Raw genomic sequence first — 17,424 nt, 5'->3', positions numbered from 1 at the left:
TTGCTGTAAATAAATTCTCAGATGGGTTTGAGCGCGCGCAATTCAACTGGTTCACGCAATGGGTTCGCTGACGCATTGCAGCGGATGCCCGGCCTGGTGCGCGGCCTCCATCACCTGATTGACCTTGGTGGCCGCCAGGTCGCGGGAATAGACCCCACAAACGCCGCGGCCATCGAGGTGGATCTTGAGCATGATCTGGGTCGCGGTTTCGCGATCCTTGTTGAAATATTCCTGCAGCACGACGATCACGAACTCCATGGGCGTGTAGTCGTCGTTCAGCATGACGACCTGGTACATCTGGGGCGGCGCGGTTTTTTGCGGCCGCCGCTCCAGAACGACCGAATCTCCGTCGTCCCCGGCCGGTTTCTGGGCCGGCGGAGTGCTGGGAGTCTTGGGAATTCTCGTTGCCATAAAAAAGATTCTATAGAGCGTGCAAGCACCGTGCCGGCGCAAGAAGACTTGGTGGCGCGTATTCGACAAATCAAGGGGCTTGCGTCGTGCACGACACCACAGAGGATGCAAAAAAATCTGCCTTCCGCCTGCGCCGCAGCATAAATATTACGCGGCACCCGGCCGGAAAAAAATGGGTATTTGGCGCAAGGTGTGCCATTTCTCAACCTGGCCCGCCGTGCCGTGCCGGATGAAGAAAAGCCCTCGAGACCGGGCGGTCTCGAGGGCTTGGGCCGCGCGGCGCCGGAGCGCCGCTGCTCGCGCAATTACATGTGGTCGATCATGACCTGGCCGAAGCCCGAGCAGCTCACCTGCGTGGCGCCGTCCATCAGGCGGGCGAAGTCATAGGTGACCTTCTTGCTGGCAATCGACTTTTCCATCGAGCTGATGATCAGGTCGGCCGCTTCGGTCCAGCCCATGTGGCGCAGCATCATCTCGGCCGAGAGGATTTCGGAACCGGGGTTCACGTAGTCCTTGCCGGCGTACTTGGGAGCCGTGCCGTGGGTGGCTTCGAACATGGCGACGGTGTCGCTCAGGTTCGCGCCCGGGGCAATGCCGATGCCGCCCACCTGGGCTGCCAGCGCGTCGGACACGTAGTCGCCGTTCAGGTTGAGCGTGGCGATCACGCTGTATTCGGCGGGGCGCAGGAGGATCTGCTGCAGGAATGCGTCGGCGATGCTGTCCTTGACGGTGATTTCCTTGCCCGTCTTGGGATTCTTGAACTTCATCCAGGGGCCGCCGTCGATCAGCTCGGCGCCGAACTCCTTGGCCGCCAGGGCATAGGCCCAGTCGCGGAAGCCACCTTCGGTGAACTTCATGATGTTGCCCTTGTGCACGATCGTGACGCTGGGCTTGTCATTGTCCACCGCGTACTGCAGCGCCTTGCGCACGAGGCGCTCGGTGCCTTCCTTCGACACGGGCTTGACGCCGATGCCCGAGGTGTTGGGGAAGCGGATCTTCTTGACGCCCAGTTCGTCCTGCAGGAACTTGATGAGCTTCTTGGCCTTGTCGCTTTCGGCTTCGAACTCGATGCCGGCATAGATGTCTTCCGAGTTCTCGCGGAAGATGACCATGTTGGTCTTGTGCGGCTCGCGCACCGGGCTGGGCACGCCCTCGAAATACTGGATGGGGCGCAGGCAGACGTAGAGGTCGAGTTCCTGGCGCAGCGCAACGTTCAGCGAGCGGATGCCGCCGCCGACGGGCGTGGTGAGCGGACCCTTGATGGACACCACGTAGTCGCGCACGGCGTGCAGCGTTTCCTCGGGCAGCCAGACGTCGGGGCCGTAGACCTTGGTCGACTTTTCGCCGGCATAGACTTCCATCCAGTGGATCTTCTTCTTGCCGCCGTAGGCCTTGGCCACTGCAGCATCCACCACCTTGAGCATCACCGGAGTGATGTCCAGACCCGTGCCGTCGCCTTCGATGAAGGGAATGATCGGCTGATCAGGCACATTGAGCGAGTTGTCGGCGTTGACCGTGATCTTCTGGCCTTCGGCCGGGACTTTGATGTGCTGGTAGCTGGACATGAGGGGGAATGACTCCGGGAGTGACGTAATTCGGACGACTGTCTGCGAATTCAGACAGCGATGGGGAATCGCTGTACAGCCCGCGAACAAATCGCTGTACATTTTAGACGCAACCCATCAGCTGGCGTTTGTCAACCTAAGAGACAATGGTCTCGTTAGTGGCTGACCTTCTGCTCGCCGGGAGGCGTTTCCAACCAATTCTCGATAGAGGAATCATCAATGAGCAAAATTCTCGCAGTCATGATCGCTGGCCTGTTCGCCGCTGGCGCCTACGCCCAGAACCCCACCGGCACCACGCCCGAGCAAGGGAACGCCACCAACAGCAAGCCGCAAGCCCGCGCCGAAGCGAAGAAGGAAGCCAAGCCCGCAGGCCAAGTGGCTGCTCCCACTGGCGACATCGCCAAGACGCCCGAAGGCGGCACGTTCGGCGCCGACAAGGCTGGCGTTGCCGGCGAAAAGCGCGCCAAGACCCGCGACGACCGCCGCCGCAACAAGGATGGCAGCGTGAAGCGCAAGTCGACCCAGGGCGGCACGCCCCAGTAAGTCGGCCCAGGCCGTACGAAAGAGCGCTCCACGGAGCGCTTTTTTTCGCTTGCGGCAACGAAACTGCTGTCAACCGGCATGAGCGGCTGCCGCGTTGAATGTTCACCTTCCGAAGGGAGGTGGTCCATATCAACGAATTTCAAAGGATGTCTCATGAACAAGCTGCTCGCAGCCCTCGTCGCCGGTCTCTTCGCAGCCGGCGCTTTTGCGCAAACTCCGCCCGCACCCGCCCCCGCACCGGCTGCACCTGCCGCCGTTCACAAGGCAAAGCCGATGAAGCACGCCGTCAAGAAGCACAAGGTTCGCCACGTGGCCAAGGCGCACGCAGCTGCAGCCAAGAAGGTGTAAGCTTCCACGCTCACCGGCAAATGCCCGCATCAGCGGGCATTTTTATTGGCCTCGCGCCCTTGAACCCGCCCTCGAAGGAAGCCTTCCGATGCTCCAGCGTTTTGCCGCCCTGCTCCTGCTTGCCGCTGCCCTGATGGGATCCGCGCAGGCCCAGCAGCAGCCCCAGACCGATCTGCAACGCACGCAGTTGTCCGTTGGCCTGTACAAGATCGATGCGCAGGTCGCGCAGACGCCCCGCCAGCGGGAAATCGGCCTGATGTTCCGCAAGGAGATGCCGCAGGCCGAAGGCATGATCTTCGTTTTCGACCAGCCGGCCACCCAGTGCTTCTGGATGCGCAACACGCTGCTGCCGCTGACCGCCGCCTTCGTGGCGGACGATGGCCGCATCGTCAACCTGGCCGACATGCAGCCCATGACCGAGAACTCCCACTGCTCCGAGGAGCCGGTGCGCTTCGTGCTCGAGATGAACCAAGGCTGGTTCGCCAAGAAGAACATCAAGAAGGGCGCCAAGCTCGGCGGCGAGCTGTTCGCCGCTTCGAAGCGCTGAGCGCCCGCCTGACGCCAGCCCACGAAAAAGCCGACCCGAGGGTCGGCTTTCTCATTGGGAGAACCCGGCTCTTCAGCCGAAGTTCTTGGCCGCGAAGTCCCAGTTCACCAGCTTGGCCAGGAAGGTCTCGACGAACTTGGGGCGCAGGTTGCGGTAGTCGATGTAGTAGGCGTGCTCCCAGACGTCCACCGTCAGCACCGGGGTGTCGCCGGTGGTCAGCGGCGTGCCCGCGGCACCCATGTTCACGATGTCCACCGAGCCGTCGGCCTTCTTCACCAGCCAGGTCCAGCCCGAGCCGAAGTTGCCCACGGCCGACTTCACGAAGGCTTCCTTGAAGGCGTCGTAGTTGCCCCACTTGGCATCGATGGCCTTGGCCAGCGCGCCCGTGGGGGCACCGCCGCCCTGGGGCTTCATGCAGCTCCAGAAGAAGGTGTGGTTCCAGATCTGGGCGGCGTTGTTGTAGATGCCGCCGCTGGACTTCTTGACGATGTCCTCGAGAGGCATCGACTCGAACTCGGTGCCCTTTTGCAGGTTGTTGAGGTTCACCACGTAGGCATTGTGGTGCTTGCCGTAGTGGTACTCGAGGGTCTCCTTCGAGTACTCGGGTGCCAGCGCGTCAAGGGCGTATGGCAGGGGTGGGAGCACATGTTCCATGGTTTTTTCTCGTGGGTTGGTTGTGGGGAATAAAGGATTCTAGAAAGGAATTACGCGCCCGGCGTCGGACGCGTTCCCGTTTTGCCGGGCACGACGGCCAGGTCGACCGAACCATCGGCGAGCCGCGCGACCACGGCATCGCCCGGGCTCAGCTTCTTGGCGCTGACGATCGCGCGGCCGTCGGGATCGGTGAGCCAGGCATAGCCGCGCTGGAGCACCAGCGCAGGATCGAGCAGCCGCAGGCGCAGGGCGACGCGTTCCAGCCGCTCGCGCCGCTGCGCCATCGCGCGCTCGAGCCTGAGCGGAAAATCGGCAGCAATCGCGCGCGGCACCTGGGCCAGGCGCTCGGCCCTGGACAGCAGCGCATAGCGCAGCCGCTGCGAATGATGCGCGAGCCGCAGCTGCTGGCGCGCCACCAGCCCGGAGGGCCGGCCCAGGCGCGCTGCCGCCTGGTCGAGGCGCTGCCCCAGTACATCGAGGCGCGCACCCAGTGCGCTGTCGAGCCGTTCATCCAGCAGATCGATCGCACCGAGCCACATCGCCTGGGGCGCGCTGACGAGCTCCGCCGCGGCCGTGGGCGTGGGCGCGCGCAGGTCGGCGCAGAAGTCGGCGATGGTGAAGTCGGTTTCGTGGCCGACGCCGCAGATCAGCGGAACCGGGCTTTGGACGATGGTGCGCGCCAGGGCTTCATCATTGAACGCCCAGAGATCCTCGATGGAGCCGCCGCCGCGCACCAGCAGGATCACGTCGACGGCCGGTTCCAGTGCGTACAGCGATTGCAGCGCGCGCACGAGTTCCGCCGGCGCGTTGGCGCCCTGCACCGCCGCCGGCGCCAGCACCACGGGAATGTGCGGCACGCGGCGCCGCAGCGCCGTGACCACGTCGTGCAGCGCCGCGGCGCCGAGCGAGGTGACGAGGCCGACCGCGCGCGGCATGACCGGCAGCGCCCGCTTGCGCTCCGGATCGAAGAGCCCTTCGGCCTCGAGCCGCGCCTTGCGCTGCAGGAATTGCTCGAACAGCGCGCCCTGGCCGGCGCGCTGCAGGCTTTCGACCACCAGTTGCAGGTCGCCGCGCGGTTCGTACACCGCGAGCCGCCCGCGCACTTCGACCTGGTCGCCGTCGCGCGGCGAAAAATCGAGCAGGCCCGCGGCGCGCCGGAACATCGCGCAGCGCAGCTGGCCGGACGAATCCTTGAGCGCGAAGTAACAATGTCCGCTCGACGCGCGCGAGAAGCCGGAAATCTCGCCGCGCACCGCGACCGGGTTGAAGCGCGCATCGAGCGCGTCGGCCACCGCCCGGCACAGCGCGCCCACAGCCCAGATCCGCGGGCCCGGCGTTGGATTCGAGTCACGCAGGTTCACAGGACACCCGCGCGGCCGGCGGCCACTCTTCCACAGTGGGTTGCCCCGCCTTGGTGCCGCGGTCCGGGCACGGAACAGGTGCACGGTTTGTCGTGCAAGCTGTTGATTTCATTGGAAAAAGAACTGCTCAAAATTCAATCGATCTAGCGGGAGGCCCGTCCCATGCGGGTCCGGACAACTTGCGCAGCGGGTTAATCACAAAGTTATCCACAGAATCTGTGCGTCTTCGCTGACATGCAAACAAGCCGCGTGGCGATGGTGGCCTCGGTGGATAATCGCCGCGCATTTGCAGTCTACGGGGCCGGAGGATTCCTTGTTTTCCATCATAGTTGCCGCGGGCTGGCCGATTTGGCCATTGCTCGCCTGTTCGATCATTGCGCTCGCCTTGGTTATCGAACGTTTCACAAGCCTCAAGACCGTGAGGGTCCTGCCGCCCAAGCTGCTCGACGAAGCCATCACCGTGTCGCACGGTTCCGTGCCGGGGCCCGACGTGGTGACCAAGCTCGAACGCAATTCGATGCTCGGCCAGGTGCTGGCCGCCGGCCTGCGGGCGCTCAACGCCAATCCGCGCTGCACCGAGGACGACCTGCGCGCCGCCATGGAGGCCTCGGGCCGCACCGTGGCGCACAAGCTGGAACGCTACCTGCCGGCGCTGGCCACCATTGCATCGGCGGCACCGCTGCTCGGCCTGTTGGGCACGGTCATCGGCATGATCGAGATCTTCGGCTCGCAGTCGCCCGGCAGCGGCGCGGTGGGCTCCGGGAACCCCGCGCAGTTGGCGCACGGCATTTCGATTGCGCTGTACAACACGGCTTTCGGCCTGATCGTGGCCATTCCGACGCTGATCTTCTGGCGCTATTTCCGCAGCCGGGTCGACGAATACCTGCTGAACCTCGAACTGTCGGGCGAGCGCTTCGCGCGCCATTTGAACGCATTGCGCAAATGATGGGCTTCGCATCGCTTGCAACTGCCTGCGCCACGCCGCCTCGCGGAGGCTTGCCATGAGCCGCGGCCGCATGCAGTTTCGCCACGGTGCGCGCGACGAGCCGGAGATCAACCTGATCCCGTTCATCGACGTGCTGCTGGTCATCCTGATCTTCCTGATGCTGTCGACCACCTACAGCAAGTTCACCGAAATGCAGCTTCGGCTGCCGACGGCGGACGTGGATTCGCAGCGCGACTATCCCAAGGAGGTGATCGTGGCGGTCTCCGCCGACGGCCGCTACTCGATCAACAAGAAGCCGGTGGCCGACCGCAACGTGGACACCGTGGCCGCCGCACTGGGCGCGGCCGCCACGGGCGGCAAGGACAGCGTGGTCATCATCAGCGCCGACGCCAGCAGCCCGCACCAGGCTGTGATCACGGTGATGGAAGCCGCTCGCCGCGTGGGACTGGTGCAGATCACGTTCGCAGCCCAGTCTTCGGCGCAGCAAGCAGGGCACTGAGTGCCGTCGCAGGGCCGCAGCACCATCGGCACGACCGGCCCGATCGCTGTGCCGGCCTCGCGGCTGCAGCGCGCCTGGCTGCATCGCGGCGCGCTGGCTTGCCTGCTGTGGCCCCTGTCGCTGCTCTACGCGGCGCTTTTCGGGCTGCGGCGCTGGCTCTACCGGATGGGATGGCGCACGACCGAACGCGTCCCGGTGCCGGTGATCGTGGTTGGCAACGTGGTTGCCGGCGGCGCGGGCAAGACGCCGGTCGTGATGGCGGTCGTGCGGCACCTGCAGGCCCGCGGGCTACAGGTTGGCGTGGTGTCGCGCGGCTACGGCCGCCGCACCGGCGACTGCCGCGAAGTGCTCGCCGAGAGCAACGCCCATGATGTCGGCGATGAACCGCTGCTGATTCGCCGCGCCACCGGCGTACCGGTGTTCGTGGCGCGGCGCCGCATCGAGGCCGCGCGCGCCCTGCTCGCCCGGCACCCGGCCACGCAGGTCATCGTGAGCGACGACGGGCTGCAGCACCTGGCGCTGGCGCGCGACATCGAGATCTGCGTGTTCGACGACCGCGGCGTGGGCAACGGCTGGCGGCTGCCCGCGGGTCCGCTGCGCGAGCGCTGGCCGCGCCCGTGCGACCTGGTGCTCCACAGCGGGGAACGTCCCGCCTTCAAGGGCGGCTACACCGCCACCCGTTCGCTCGCGCGCGACGCCGTGGCGAGCGACGGCAGACGCACGCCACTCGACGCTCTCGCCGGCGAACCGCTGATCGCGCTGGCGGCCATTGCGCGGCCCGAAGCGTTCTTCGGCATGCTGCGGGCACGCGGGCTGACGCTTGCCGAGACGATCGCCCTGCCGGACCACTACGATTTCGAAGGCTGGCAGCGCCCCGCCGGCACCGGGCAGCGCCTCGTCTGCACCGAAAAAGATGCCGTCAAGCTGTGGCCCAGGGCCCCCGACGCGCTGGCGGTGCCGCTGGACTTCGCACCCTCGCCGGAATTCTTCGCGGCGCTCGACGCAAAGCTATCATCGCTCGATGGATACCAAGCTGCTTGAACTGCTCGTCTGCCCCGTCACCAAGGGCCCGCTGACCTGGAACCCGGAGAAGCAGGAGCTCTGCTCGCGCAGCGCACGCCTGGCCTATCCGGTGCGCGACGGCATCCCCGTGCTGCTCGAGAACGAGGCCCGCACCCTGTCCGACGAAGAGCTGGGGCTGTGAGCTTCACCGTCCTGGTGCCGGCCCGGCTGGCTTCGACGCGGCTGCCCAACAAGCCGCTGGCCGACATTGCCGGCCTGCCCATGGTGGTGCGCGTGGCCCGGCGTGCCAGCCAATCCGGCGCCGCGCGCGTGGTGGTGGCGGGCGACGACGCGGCCATCGTCGAGGCCTGCGCAAGGCATGGCGTGGAAGCCATCCTGACCCGCCAGGACCACCCGAGCGGCTCCGACCGCCTGGCCGAAGCCTGCGAGCAACTGGGGCTGGACGGCAGCGACATCATCGTCAATGTCCAGGGCGACGAGCCGCTGATCGACCCTGCGCTCATCGACGCCGTGGCCTCCGCGCTGGCCGCCCACCCGGAAGCCGCCATGAGCACCGCGGCCCACGAGATCGACTCGCTCGACGACTTCCTGAACCCGAACGTGGTGAAGGCGGTGCTCGATGCGCAGGGCAATGCGCTGTACTTCAGCCGCGCGCCCATTCCGTGGTGGCGCGACGGTTCCGCCAACGGTGCGCCGCCTTCCGTGCTGCCCGCACCGGCGCCGCTGCGGCACATCGGCATCTATGGCTACCGCGCCGGCTTCGTGCGCAGCTTTCCTTCGCTGGCACCCGCACCCGTCGAGGCCACCGAAGCGCTCGAACAACTGCGCGCGCTGTGGCACGGGCATCGCATCGCGGTGCACGTCAGCCATGTCGCGCCGGGGCCTGGCGTCGATACTCCCGCAGACCTCGAGCGCGTGCGCGCGGTCTTCGCCGCCGATCCGGCGCGCTGAAAAAGTGCGCTGCTGCGAGGGCGGCAGCGGAAATTCTTCACGCTGTCGCATGCTATCCTCGACGCAATTCCGCCTTGCCCCGCTCCCGGGCTGACGCTGGGCGCGACACAAGATCGAAGAACCCTCCGAGGACACCATGAGACTAATTTTGCTGGGCGCGCCCGGGGCGGGCAAAGGCACGCAAGCAGCCTTCATCTGCCAGAAATACGGCATTCCTCAGATTTCGACCGGCGACATGCTGCGCGCCGCCGTCAAGGCCGGCACCCCGCTCGGGCAGCAGGCCAAGGCCGTCATGGAGTCCGGCGGGCTCGTGAGCGACGACCTGATCATCAACCTTGTGAAGGAACGCATCGCGCAGCCCGATTGCGCCGGCGGTTTCCTGTTCGACGGCTTCCCGCGCACCATTCCGCAGGCCGACGCCATGAAGGCGGCCGGCGTCAAGCTCGACTACGTGCTCGAAATCGACGTGCCGTTCAGCGACATCATCGAACGCATGAGCGGCCGCCGCTCGCATCCTGCGTCGGGCCGTACCTACCACGTCAAGTTCAATCCGCCCAAGGTCGAAGGCAAGGACGACATCACGGGCGAAGACCTGATCCAGCGCAAGGACGACGAGGAAGAAACCGTGCGCAAGCGGCTCGAGGTCTACAGCCAGCAGACGCGTCCGCTGGTCGACTACTACTCGGCCTGGGCCAAGGCCGATCCGGCCTCGGCGCCGAAGTACCGCGCCATCCAGGGCGTGGGCAGCGTCGAAGAGATCAAGCAGCGCGCACTCGCGGCCCTCAGCAGCTGAATCTCGTCGGCTGCGCGCGGCCGCCGTTCAGGCGGCCACCGTTTCCATCAGTTCCAGCATCAGCGCGATGCGCGCCTTGACGGGCGTGAGCGCACCGGCGTCCCGCAGCGGATCGCCGGACTTCGGCAGGATGCGTCCGTTTGCGCAGCGGGTGGCACGCAGCACCGCCACGCCGGCATCCTGAGCCCGCAGCGCCGCAGCCTCCAGCGCATGGTGCACCGTGCCATTGCCGGTCGCGGCCACGACCAGCCCGCGAACCGGCTCGGCAACGCCCGATGCCCGCTCCTGCAGCAGCAGGTCGACGAGCGCGCCGCTTGCACCCGCATGGCTGGTGACGATCTCGACCCGGGGCCAGCGCACCGCCGCGCCTGCCTTTGGCTCAGGAATTTTCGGGACCGCGCCCATCGGCTGCGGCCAGTCGCGCAGGCGCCGCACTGCCCCCTCTTCCACATAGCCGACCGGCCCGGCATCGCCCGATGAAAACGCGTCGGGGCGGTAGGTGTGCACCTTCTGCACATCGAGCGCGCCGTGGATGGCACCCGCGCAGACCACCGTCACGCCGTGCGCCGCCGGCGTGGCCGCCACGGCGATGGCATCGCGCAGGTTCTGCGGACCGTCGGGCGAAAGCGAACTGGCCGGGCGCATGGCGCAGGTCAGCACCACGGGCTTGCCGGCCGCAAGCACCGCCTGGAGGAAGAAAGCCGTTTCCTCGATGGTGTCGGTGCCGTGCGTGATCACCACGCCCGCCACGTCGGCCTCGGCCAGCCAGGAGGCGCAGCGCCTGGCGAGCTGCAGCCAGACGTCGAAAGCCATGTCCTTGCTGTCGAGCTGCGCCACCTGCTCCGCCACGAGCGCCAGCCCTGCGGGCGCATCGATGCCGCCGAGCAGGTCCGCCACACCCACTTCTCCGGCGGTGTAGCCGATGTTGTCGGCACCGCTCGCGGCCCGGCCTGCGATGGTGCCGCCGGTGCCCAGGACCACGATGCGCCGCAGGCCGGAGGAAAGGGAATTAACCATGGGTTGCCAACTTTTAAAAACTGGTTAAAAATACAGGTACTGGATATTCAGCCAGTGCCGCAAGGAACCACATATGCAGTTCGCCGTGAAGCTTACCGCCCGCCAGCAGCAGATCCTGGACTTGATCCAGAGCGCCATCGCCCGTACCGGCGCGCCGCCTACGCGGGCCGAAATCGCCAATGAGCTGGGTTTCAAGTCGGCCAATGCCGCCGAGGAGCACCTGCAGGCCCTGGCCCGCAAGGGCGTGATCGAACTCGTGAGCGGCACTTCGCGCGGCATCCGGCTCAAGGGCGACGCGCTGCGTTCGCTCAACGAGTCGCGCCACCGCGAAGGCGGCCAGTTCTCCCTCTCGCTGCCCGGCATGTCGCAGCTCGCGCTGCCCCTCATCGGCCGTGTGGCGGCGGGCTCGCCAATCCTCGCGCAAGAGCACGTCGACCAGACCTACTACGTCGAGAACACGCTGTTCCAGCGCCAGCCCGACTACCTGCTCAAGGTGCGCGGCATGTCCATGCGCGATGCCGGCATCATGGACGGCGACCTGCTCGCGGTCCAGGCCACCAAGGAGGCGCGCAACGGCCAGATCGTGGTGGCACGCCTGGGCGACGAGGTCACGGTCAAGCGCCTCAAGCGCAACAAGCAGGTCATCGAGCTGCACGCTGAAAACCCCGACTACCCGACCATCGTGGTCCAGCCCGGCGAGCCCTTCGAGATCGAAGGCCTGGCGGTGGGCCTCATCCGCAACACCATGCTGATGTAGGCCGCGCGGCCTGCACCCCATCCGGCCGCAACAGGTGGCGGGCGTATGGCGCTTTGTCGCCATCACCCTGTTGCGTCCATTCAAAGAAATCCTGCCTGTGTTCAACCTCAGACTTTTTTGGAGTTCACATGGGAATCGCCCTCCTCGCCATCGCTGATTTGTGGATGCCGCTGCAATCGCTTGCAAGCCGGCTGCTGCCAGCGCGCCGCCCGGCCCGTCGCGACGCCGCCGGCACATCCGCCGGGTTGCGCTACGTCGCGGTCCGGCCGGCCTGCACGGCCCGCGCGCAGGCGGCAGCGCCCAGCGCAGCGCCGGCGCCCGTGCGGCCGCTGCGCGTCATCCGGGTGGTCGACGGCCGCCAAGGCGACAAACGCAGCACCAACCGCATGGTGATCTCGGGCCGCATGGCCGATGTCTGCGCCGAGCTCGACCGGCTGGCGGCACTCGAGGCGATGGAAGCCATCAGCCCCTCGCCCCGCTCCACCCAGCTGCACTGAACCCGTGCACCCCCGGTGACCGCTACCCGGGGTGGGTATCCAAACGTTCACACGCGCGCCATGCCAATGCTGCGAGGCACAATGGCACGCCATGAACATTGTGATCCTCGACGATTACCAGGACGCCGTGCGCAAGCTGCGCTGCGCCGCCAAGCTGGACGCGTATGCAGCCAAGGTCTACACCAACACGGTCAAGGGCATCGGGCAGCTCTCGGTGCGGCTGAAGGATGCCGACGTGATCGTGCTGATCCGCGAGCGCACCCACATCTCTCGCCAGCTGATCGAAAAGCTCCCCAAGCTCAAGCTCATTTCGCAGACCGGGCGCGTGGGCGGCCATATCGATGTCACGGCCTGCACGGAGCGCGGCGTGGCGGTGGCCGAGGGCACCGGCTCGCCGCAGGCGCCTGCCGAGCTGACCTGGGCACTGATCATGGCGGCCATGCGCCGCCTGCCGCAGTACATCAGCAACCTCAAGCACGGGGCCTGGCAGCAATCGGGGCTCAAGTCGGCCTCCATGCCGCCCAATTTCGGGCTGGGCTCGGTGCTCAAGGGCAAGACGCTCTGCATCTGGGGCTACGGCCGCATCGGCCAGCTGGTGGCGCGCTACGGACAGGCCTTCGGCATGCAGGTGGTGATCTGGGGGCGCGAGGCAAGCTGTGCCAAGGCACGCTCCGACGGCTTCCAGGTGGCGCAGAACCGCCACGAGTTCTTCGCCGCGGCCGACGTGCTGTCGGTGCATCTGCGGCTCAACGAGGAAACCACCGGTCTGGTCAAGCTCGAGGATCTTTCGCGCATGAAGCCGACCGCGCTCTTCGTCAACACCTCGCGCGCCGAACTGGTCGAGGCCGATGCGCTGCTTGCTGCGCTCAACCGCGGCCGGCCCGGACTGGCGGCGGTCGACGTGTTCGAGAGCGAGCCGCCGCTGCAGGGCCATGCGCTGCTGCGGCTGGAGAACTGCATCTGCACGCCGCACATCGGCTATGTCGAGCAGGACAGCTACGAAAGCTATTTCGGCCAGGCTTTCGACAATGTCGTGAGCTTCATCAAGGGCAACCCCACCAACATCGTGAACCCCGGCGCGCTGCAGGTTCGCCGGTGAATCCATGAGCCGCCGGGCCGCGCCCCGGGGCGCACTGTGGGCCTTGCTGGCCGGCAATTTCGTGATCGGCACGGGCGTGATGGTGGTGCCCGGCACGCTCAATGAAATCAGCGCGTCGCTGTCTGTCTCTGTGGCGACTGCGGGCCAGCTGATCACGGTGGCCGCGGTCGTGATGTGCCTGGGCGCGCCGCTGCTGGCGGCAGCTGTCGCAGGCTGGGACCGCCGCCAGCTGCTCGCCCTCACCCTGCTCTGGTACGCGGCCGGGCATGCCATTGCGGCGCTGATGCCGAGCTTCGGTGCCCTGCTGCCGGTGCGCATGCTCACGGTGGTGGCGCCCGCCATCTTCACGCCCCAGGCTGCGGCCTGCGCCGGCATGCTGGTGCCGCCGGAGCATCGCGGCCGCGCCGTGACTTTCGTCTTCCTGGGCTGGTCGCTGGCCTCGGTGCTCGGGCTGCCCATCGGTGCGCTGGTGGGCGGCCATCTCGGCTGGCGCATGGCTTTCGGAGCGATCGCGCTGCTGAGCATCGCCAGTGCGGCATCGATCTGGCTGACCCTGCCGCAGGGCATCCGCCCCGCGGCGCTGACGGCGGCCGCCTGGGCGCGCGTGCTGCGCAGCCCGGTGCTGATGGGCATCGTCTCGGTCACAGCGCTGCAGGGGGCTGGCCAGTTCGTGCTGTTCAGCTATTTCGGGCCGATCCTGAAGCGGGACTTCGGCGCGGACCCCACCATGCTGAGCCTGATGTGGGCGCTGTTCGGCGTGTTCGGCCTTGCGGGCAACATGCTCGTGAGCCGGTTCATCGACCGCGTGGGCGCGGGCCGCATGGTGCTGCTGACGAGTTCGCTGATCGCGCTGAGCCTCTTCCTTTGGCCATGGGCCGGTACGCTGCCGTGGCTGGCGGCGGTGCTCGTGCCCTGGGGGCTGGGCTGCTTCGCGACCAATTCGGCGCAGCAGGCGCGGCTGGTCGGCCTGGCCCCCGCGCTCGCGCCGGGCTCGGTGGCGCTGAACAGTTCCGGCATCTATGTCGGCCAGGCGGTGGGTGCCGGGCTGGGTGGATGGCTGCTTGCCAACGACGCGGTCGCGTGGATGAACTGGGCCGGTTTTGCCCTGCTGCTCGCGGCCATCGGCCTGAGCGTGGCCATCGACCGCAGCCGCCGGCCGGCCTGACCGCGCGGCGGCCCCGCGTAAAACCCGGCATGCCCCTGCGGCCGATGGCTGCAAAATCGAAGGCTGCGCAAACTCCGGGCCCGGTGCCTGCAGGCGGCCCCGGACACCCTCCAACCAGCGAAGATCTTTTCCAATGACAGTCAACTACACCCGGATCGGCGTCGTCGGCGCCGGCGCCATGGGCCGAGGCATCGCACAGATCGCGGCCCAGGCGGGCAGCGAAGTGCTGCTGCTCGACAGTTTTGCAGGTGCCGCCGAACGCGGGCGCGAAGCCCTCGCGGCCCAATGGAACAAGCTGCACGAGAAGGGCAAGATCGACGCCGCGGCGCGCGATGCGCAAATCGCCCGCGTGAAGGCGGTCGACTCGGTCGGGGCACTGGCCCAGTGCGACCTGGTCATCGAAGCGGTGGTCGAAGACCTCGAAGTCAAGCGCAAGCTGTTCCGCGAACTCGAAACAGTGGTCGCGCCCACGACCACGCTGGCCACCAACACCTCGTCGCTGTCGGTCACGGCCATTGCGGCCGGGCTCGCGCATCCGGAGCGCGTGGCGGGCTTTCACTTCTTCAACCCGGTGCCGCTGATGAAGGTGGTCGAGGTGGTGGCCGGCTTCAAGACTTCGGCCGAGGTCTGCAAGCAGCTCGCGGGCTATGCGGTGCAGATGGGCCACAGCGCCGTGCAGGCGCAGGACACGCCGGGCTTCATCGTCAACCACGCGGGCCGCGGCTACGGCACGGAAGCACTGCGCATCGTCGGCGAAGGCGTGGCCGATTTCGCCACCATCGACCGCATCCTGAAGGAGCAGGCCGGCTTTCGCCTGGGCCCCTTCGAGCTGATGGACCTGACCGCGCTCGATGTGTCGCATCCGGTGATGGAATCGATCTACCACCAGTACTACGAGGAGCCGCGCTTCCGTCCGAGCGTGATCACCGCCCAGCGGCTGGCGGCCGGCGTGCTGGGCCGCAAGACCAATGAAGGCTTCTACCGCTACAACGACGGCGTGATGCAGCAGCCCGCCGAGCCGGCGGTGCCGGTGGTGGCGGCGATGCCCTCGGTCTGGGTTTCGCCGCGCGCTGCGCGCCGGGCCGAGCTGCTGCGGCTGGTGAACGCACTGGGCGCGCAGATCGACAGCGGCGCCACGGCGGCGCCCACGTCGCTGATCCTGGTGGCCCCGCTGGGCTTCGACGTGACCACGGTGGCCGCGGTCGAGCGGCTGGACGCCACGCGCACGATGGGCATCGACATGCTGATCGACGATGCCGCCACCAAGCGCCGCGTGCTCGCCACCAACCCCGCCACGCGGCGCGACATCCGCGATGCGGCGCATGCGCTCTTCGCGCGCGATGCAAAGGCGGTGAGCGTGATCCGCGACAGCGGCGGCTTCGTGACGCAGCGCGTGATCGGCACCATCGTGAACATTGCCGCCGACATGTGCCAGCAGCGCGTCTGCTCGCCGGCCGACCTCGAAACCGCGGTCCAGCTGGGCCTGGGCTATCCGCGCGGCCCGCTGGCCATGGGCAACCTGTACGGCCCGACCAACATGCTCGAAGTGCTGTTCAACCTGCAGACCGTCTACGGCGATCCGCGCTACCGCCCCAGCCCCTGGCTGCGCCGCCGCGGTGCGATCGGCCTGAGCCTGCTGCACGAAGAAGAATAAGCAGACCAACACCAAAAAACGAAAGCATCACAGCGATGACCGCCGAACTGAAGAGCACCAGCGAGGGACGCACCATGGTGCTGACGATCGCCAACCCGACCCAGCGCAATGCCCTGGGCCCCGAGATCTACGCCGCAGGCATCGAGGCGCTCAACGGCGCCGAGAGCAGCGATGAGATCCGCAGCGTCGTCATCGTGGGCGAAGCCGCATGGTTCTGCGCCGGCGGCTCGCTGCAGCGGCTGTCCGACAACCGGCAGCGCGATCCTTCGGTGCAGGCCGAAAGCATCGAGGGCCTGCACAACTGGATCGACTCGATCCGCGCCTTCCCCAAGCCCATCATCGCGGCGGTCGAAGGCGCGGCCGCAGGTGCCGGCTTCTCGCTGGCACTGGCCTGCGATTTCGTGGTGGCCGCGCGCGACGCGGTCTTTGCGGCGTCGTACAGCAACGTGGCGCTCTCGCCCGACGGCGGCCTGAGCTGGCAGCTCGCGCGTGCATTGCCGCGCCAGCTGGCCAGCGAGTGGCTGATGTGCGGCGAGCGCATCGGCGCGCCGCGGCTGCATGCGCTCGGGCTGGTCAACGAACTGAGCGAGCACGGCCAGGCGCTTGCAAGCGCCCTGGCGCTGGCGGCCCGGCTCAATGCACGCGCGCCCAATTCGCTGGCCAGCATCAAGGAGCTGCTGAGCGAAGCGCCCGGCGCCACCTTCGCGTCGCAGCTCTCGCAGGAGCGCGACCATTTCGTTCGCAACCTGCACCACCCGAATGCGGGCGTCGGCATTGCCGCGTTCATCGACAAGAAACCACCGCACTACGAGTAGCGGCACGCCGTCGCTCCTGCGACACCCCTCAGTTTTTCAGTCGCCGACAGGACAGACCAATGGACGACCCCATTCTTACCATCGAAGAACGTGAAGCGATCAACAGTGGTCGCTGGTTTTCTTCTCTTTCTCCATCGCTACGGCACGACATCCTCCGATGTGCTTTCGTCAAACGCTTCAAGGACGGCGACCTGATCGCTGCCCGCGGCGACCCTCCCGACCACTGGATCGCCTGCGCCAAGGGCGCGGTGCGCGTCAGCTCGACGGCCGTCTCGGGCAAGCAGGTGACGCTGACCTACGTGGAGCCGGGCATCTGGTTCGGCGACGTGGCGATGTTCGACGGGGACCGGCGCACGCACGATGCCTATGCGCATGGGGACACCACCATCCTGTGCGTGGCGCGGGCCGACTTCCAGAAGATCCTGGCTGCGCACGTGGAGCTGTACGAAGCGCTGATGCGGCTGCAGGCGCGCCGCATCCGCACGCTGTTCGGGCTGGTGGAAGACCTCAACACCCTGCCCCTGCGTGCACGCCTGGCCAAGCAGCTCATCCACCTGGTGCGCAGCTACGGCGTGCCCAACCTGGAAGACGGCAGCCAGATGCGCATCGGCCTGCAGCTGGCGCAGGAAGAACTCGCCCAGCTGCTCGGCGCCTCGCGCCAGCGCGTCAACCAGGAACTCAAGACCATGGAACGCGAGGGCACCATCCGCATCGAGCCGGGCGGCCTGGTCGTATTGGACCGCGCAGCATTGATGCGCGTCTCGGAAGCAGATCATTGA

General features: G+C 67.0%; 21 protein-coding genes. 16 read left to right on the top strand and 5 right to left on the bottom strand.

Annotated elements, in window-relative coordinates; translation table 11 throughout:
• Positions 1 to 51: 51 nt before the first annotated feature.
• Complete coding sequence (gene clpS / locus ACAM58_RS12710; protein WP_012747757.1) at positions 52 to 411, bottom strand: ATP-dependent Clp protease adapter ClpS; 360 nt, start codon at positions 409 to 411, stop codon at positions 52 to 54.
• 305 nt (positions 412 to 716) lie between these two features.
• Positions 717 to 1,976 (bottom strand): NADP-dependent isocitrate dehydrogenase, encoded by a 1,260-nt coding sequence (icd, locus tag ACAM58_RS12705; protein WP_012747756.1) that lies wholly within the window; start codon positions 1,974 to 1,976, stop codon positions 717 to 719.
• 219 nt (positions 1,977 to 2,195) lie between these two features.
• Here icd and ACAM58_RS12700 point away from each other — a divergent pair, with 219 nt between their 5' ends.
• The 3 genes from ACAM58_RS12700 (at position 2,196) to ACAM58_RS12690 (ending at position 3,414) form a co-directional block, all read left to right on the top strand.
• Positions 2,196 to 2,519, top strand: a complete 324-nt coding sequence (locus ACAM58_RS12700) for a hypothetical protein (RefSeq protein WP_012747755.1) — start codon at positions 2,196 to 2,198, stop codon at positions 2,517 to 2,519.
• Between the two features lie 153 nt (positions 2,520 to 2,672).
• Entirely contained in the window at positions 2,673 to 2,867 is a 195-nt protein-coding gene (locus tag ACAM58_RS12695; protein WP_012747754.1) for a hypothetical protein, read from the top strand.
• 88 nt (positions 2,868 to 2,955) lie between these two features.
• Positions 2,956 to 3,414, top strand: coding sequence for a DUF192 domain-containing protein (locus ACAM58_RS12690; protein WP_012747753.1), 459 nt, complete (start codon positions 2,956 to 2,958; stop codon positions 3,412 to 3,414).
• A 72-nt stretch (positions 3,415 to 3,486) separates the two neighbouring features.
• Here ACAM58_RS12690 and ACAM58_RS12685 read toward each other — a convergent pair whose 3' ends face one another.
• A complete protein-coding gene (locus ACAM58_RS12685) occupies positions 3,487 to 4,068 on the bottom strand; it encodes a superoxide dismutase (protein WP_012747752.1) in 582 nt (193 codons plus the stop codon).
• Between the two features lie 50 nt (positions 4,069 to 4,118).
• Positions 4,119 to 5,429, bottom strand: coding sequence for an exodeoxyribonuclease VII large subunit (gene xseA, locus ACAM58_RS12680; protein ID WP_012747751.1), 1,311 nt, complete (start codon positions 5,427 to 5,429; stop codon positions 4,119 to 4,121).
• A 313-nt stretch (positions 5,430 to 5,742) separates the two neighbouring features.
• Here xseA and ACAM58_RS12675 point away from each other — a divergent pair, with 313 nt between their 5' ends.
• From ACAM58_RS12675 to adk, 6 genes are all read left to right on the top strand, one after another.
• Positions 5,743 to 6,375: a MotA/TolQ/ExbB proton channel family protein gene (locus ACAM58_RS12675; RefSeq protein WP_012747750.1), complete on the top strand. Its 633-nt coding sequence runs from the start codon at positions 5,743 to 5,745 to the stop codon at positions 6,373 to 6,375.
• 55 nt (positions 6,376 to 6,430) lie between these two features.
• Positions 6,431 to 6,874 (top strand): biopolymer transporter ExbD, encoded by a 444-nt coding sequence (locus ACAM58_RS12670; RefSeq protein WP_012747749.1) that lies wholly within the window; start codon positions 6,431 to 6,433, stop codon positions 6,872 to 6,874.
• Positions 6,875 to 7,915, top strand: coding sequence for a tetraacyldisaccharide 4'-kinase (gene lpxK, locus ACAM58_RS12665; RefSeq protein ID WP_012747748.1), 1,041 nt, complete (start codon positions 6,875 to 6,877; stop codon positions 7,913 to 7,915). It begins immediately after the preceding gene.
• Positions 7,896 to 8,078, top strand: a complete 183-nt coding sequence (locus ACAM58_RS12660; protein ID WP_007836935.1) for a Trm112 family protein — start codon at positions 7,896 to 7,898, stop codon at positions 8,076 to 8,078. The genes lpxK and ACAM58_RS12660 overlap by 20 nt, the downstream gene beginning before the upstream one ends.
• A complete protein-coding gene (gene kdsB / locus ACAM58_RS12655; protein WP_012747747.1) occupies positions 8,075 to 8,848 on the top strand; it encodes a 3-deoxy-manno-octulosonate cytidylyltransferase in 774 nt (257 codons plus the stop codon). The genes ACAM58_RS12660 and kdsB overlap by 4 nt, the downstream gene beginning before the upstream one ends.
• A 136-nt stretch (positions 8,849 to 8,984) precedes the next feature.
• Positions 8,985 to 9,641 (top strand): adenylate kinase, encoded by a 657-nt coding sequence (adk, locus tag ACAM58_RS12650; protein WP_012747746.1) that lies wholly within the window; start codon positions 8,985 to 8,987, stop codon positions 9,639 to 9,641.
• A gap of 27 nt (positions 9,642 to 9,668) precedes the next feature.
• Here adk and ACAM58_RS12645 read toward each other — a convergent pair whose 3' ends face one another.
• Complete coding sequence (locus ACAM58_RS12645) at positions 9,669 to 10,658, bottom strand: asparaginase (protein WP_012747745.1); 990 nt, start codon at positions 10,656 to 10,658, stop codon at positions 9,669 to 9,671.
• A gap of 73 nt (positions 10,659 to 10,731) precedes the next feature.
• Here ACAM58_RS12645 and lexA point away from each other — a divergent pair, with 73 nt between their 5' ends.
• The 7 genes from lexA to ACAM58_RS12610 all read left to right on the top strand — a co-directional run bounded on the left by lexA (position 10,732) and on the right by ACAM58_RS12610 (position 17,424).
• Positions 10,732 to 11,415: a transcriptional repressor LexA gene (lexA, locus tag ACAM58_RS12640; RefSeq protein WP_012747744.1), complete on the top strand. Its 684-nt coding sequence runs from the start codon at positions 10,732 to 10,734 to the stop codon at positions 11,413 to 11,415.
• A gap of 128 nt (positions 11,416 to 11,543) precedes the next feature.
• On the top strand, positions 11,544 to 11,912 hold the full coding sequence (locus ACAM58_RS12635; RefSeq protein WP_012747743.1) for a hypothetical protein: 369 nt from the start codon (positions 11,544 to 11,546) through the stop codon (positions 11,910 to 11,912).
• Positions 11,913 to 12,003: 91 nt separating this feature from the next.
• Positions 12,004 to 13,011: a D-2-hydroxyacid dehydrogenase family protein gene (locus ACAM58_RS12630; protein WP_012747742.1), complete on the top strand. Its 1,008-nt coding sequence runs from the start codon at positions 12,004 to 12,006 to the stop codon at positions 13,009 to 13,011.
• Between the two features lie 4 nt (positions 13,012 to 13,015).
• The gene (locus tag ACAM58_RS12625; protein ID WP_012747741.1) at positions 13,016 to 14,176 is read left to right on the top strand and encodes an MFS transporter; all 1,161 of its coding nucleotides are present in this window, start codon (positions 13,016 to 13,018) and stop codon (positions 14,174 to 14,176) included.
• A 133-nt stretch (positions 14,177 to 14,309) separates the two neighbouring features.
• Positions 14,310 to 15,830, top strand: a complete 1,521-nt coding sequence (locus ACAM58_RS12620; RefSeq protein WP_012747740.1) for a 3-hydroxyacyl-CoA dehydrogenase — start codon at positions 14,310 to 14,312, stop codon at positions 15,828 to 15,830.
• A gap of 35 nt (positions 15,831 to 15,865) precedes the next feature.
• Positions 15,866 to 16,645, top strand: coding sequence for an oxepin-CoA hydrolase, alternative type (locus ACAM58_RS12615; RefSeq protein ID WP_012747739.1), 780 nt, complete (start codon positions 15,866 to 15,868; stop codon positions 16,643 to 16,645).
• Between the two features lie 59 nt (positions 16,646 to 16,704).
• The gene (locus ACAM58_RS12610) at positions 16,705 to 17,424 is read left to right on the top strand and encodes a Crp/Fnr family transcriptional regulator (protein WP_012747738.1); all 720 of its coding nucleotides are present in this window, start codon (positions 16,705 to 16,707) and stop codon (positions 17,422 to 17,424) included.

The sequence above is a fragment of the Variovorax sp. V116 genome (genome assembly GCF_041154435.1).
In the GTDB taxonomy this organism is placed as follows: domain Bacteria; phylum Pseudomonadota; class Gammaproteobacteria; order Burkholderiales; family Burkholderiaceae_C; genus Variovorax; species Variovorax paradoxus.
Note: the sequence above shows the minus strand (reverse complement) of the source record. Positions and strands in the feature narration are given on the sequence as shown.

Coding starts and splice junctions, on each gene's coding strand:
- clpS (WP_012747757.1), bottom strand. CDS start 411: ATGGCAACGAGAATTCCCAAGACTCCCAGCACTCCGCCGGCCCAGAAA.
- icd (WP_012747756.1), bottom strand. CDS start 1,976: ATGTCCAGCTACCAGCACATCAAAGTCCCGGCCGAAGGCCAGAAGATC.
- ACAM58_RS12700 (WP_012747755.1), top strand. CDS start 2,196: ATGAGCAAAATTCTCGCAGTCATGATCGCTGGCCTGTTCGCCGCTGGC.
- ACAM58_RS12695 (WP_012747754.1), top strand. CDS start 2,673: ATGAACAAGCTGCTCGCAGCCCTCGTCGCCGGTCTCTTCGCAGCCGGC.
- ACAM58_RS12690 (WP_012747753.1), top strand. CDS start 2,956: ATGCTCCAGCGTTTTGCCGCCCTGCTCCTGCTTGCCGCTGCCCTGATG.
- ACAM58_RS12685 (WP_012747752.1), bottom strand. CDS start 4,068: ATGGAACATGTGCTCCCACCCCTGCCATACGCCCTTGACGCGCTGGCA.
- ACAM58_RS12670 (WP_012747749.1), top strand. CDS start 6,431: ATGAGCCGCGGCCGCATGCAGTTTCGCCACGGTGCGCGCGACGAGCCG.
- ACAM58_RS12660 (WP_007836935.1), top strand. CDS start 7,896: ATGGATACCAAGCTGCTTGAACTGCTCGTCTGCCCCGTCACCAAGGGC.
- adk (WP_012747746.1), top strand. CDS start 8,985: ATGAGACTAATTTTGCTGGGCGCGCCCGGGGCGGGCAAAGGCACGCAA.
- ACAM58_RS12645 (WP_012747745.1), bottom strand. CDS start 10,658: ATGGTTAATTCCCTTTCCTCCGGCCTGCGGCGCATCGTGGTCCTGGGC.
- lexA (WP_012747744.1), top strand. CDS start 10,732: ATGCAGTTCGCCGTGAAGCTTACCGCCCGCCAGCAGCAGATCCTGGAC.
- ACAM58_RS12635 (WP_012747743.1), top strand. CDS start 11,544: ATGGGAATCGCCCTCCTCGCCATCGCTGATTTGTGGATGCCGCTGCAA.
- ACAM58_RS12630 (WP_012747742.1), top strand. CDS start 12,004: ATGAACATTGTGATCCTCGACGATTACCAGGACGCCGTGCGCAAGCTG.
- ACAM58_RS12625 (WP_012747741.1), top strand. CDS start 13,016: ATGAGCCGCCGGGCCGCGCCCCGGGGCGCACTGTGGGCCTTGCTGGCC.
- ACAM58_RS12620 (WP_012747740.1), top strand. CDS start 14,310: ATGACAGTCAACTACACCCGGATCGGCGTCGTCGGCGCCGGCGCCATG.
- ACAM58_RS12615 (WP_012747739.1), top strand. CDS start 15,866: ATGACCGCCGAACTGAAGAGCACCAGCGAGGGACGCACCATGGTGCTG.
- ACAM58_RS12610 (WP_012747738.1), top strand. CDS start 16,705: ATGGACGACCCCATTCTTACCATCGAAGAACGTGAAGCGATCAACAGT.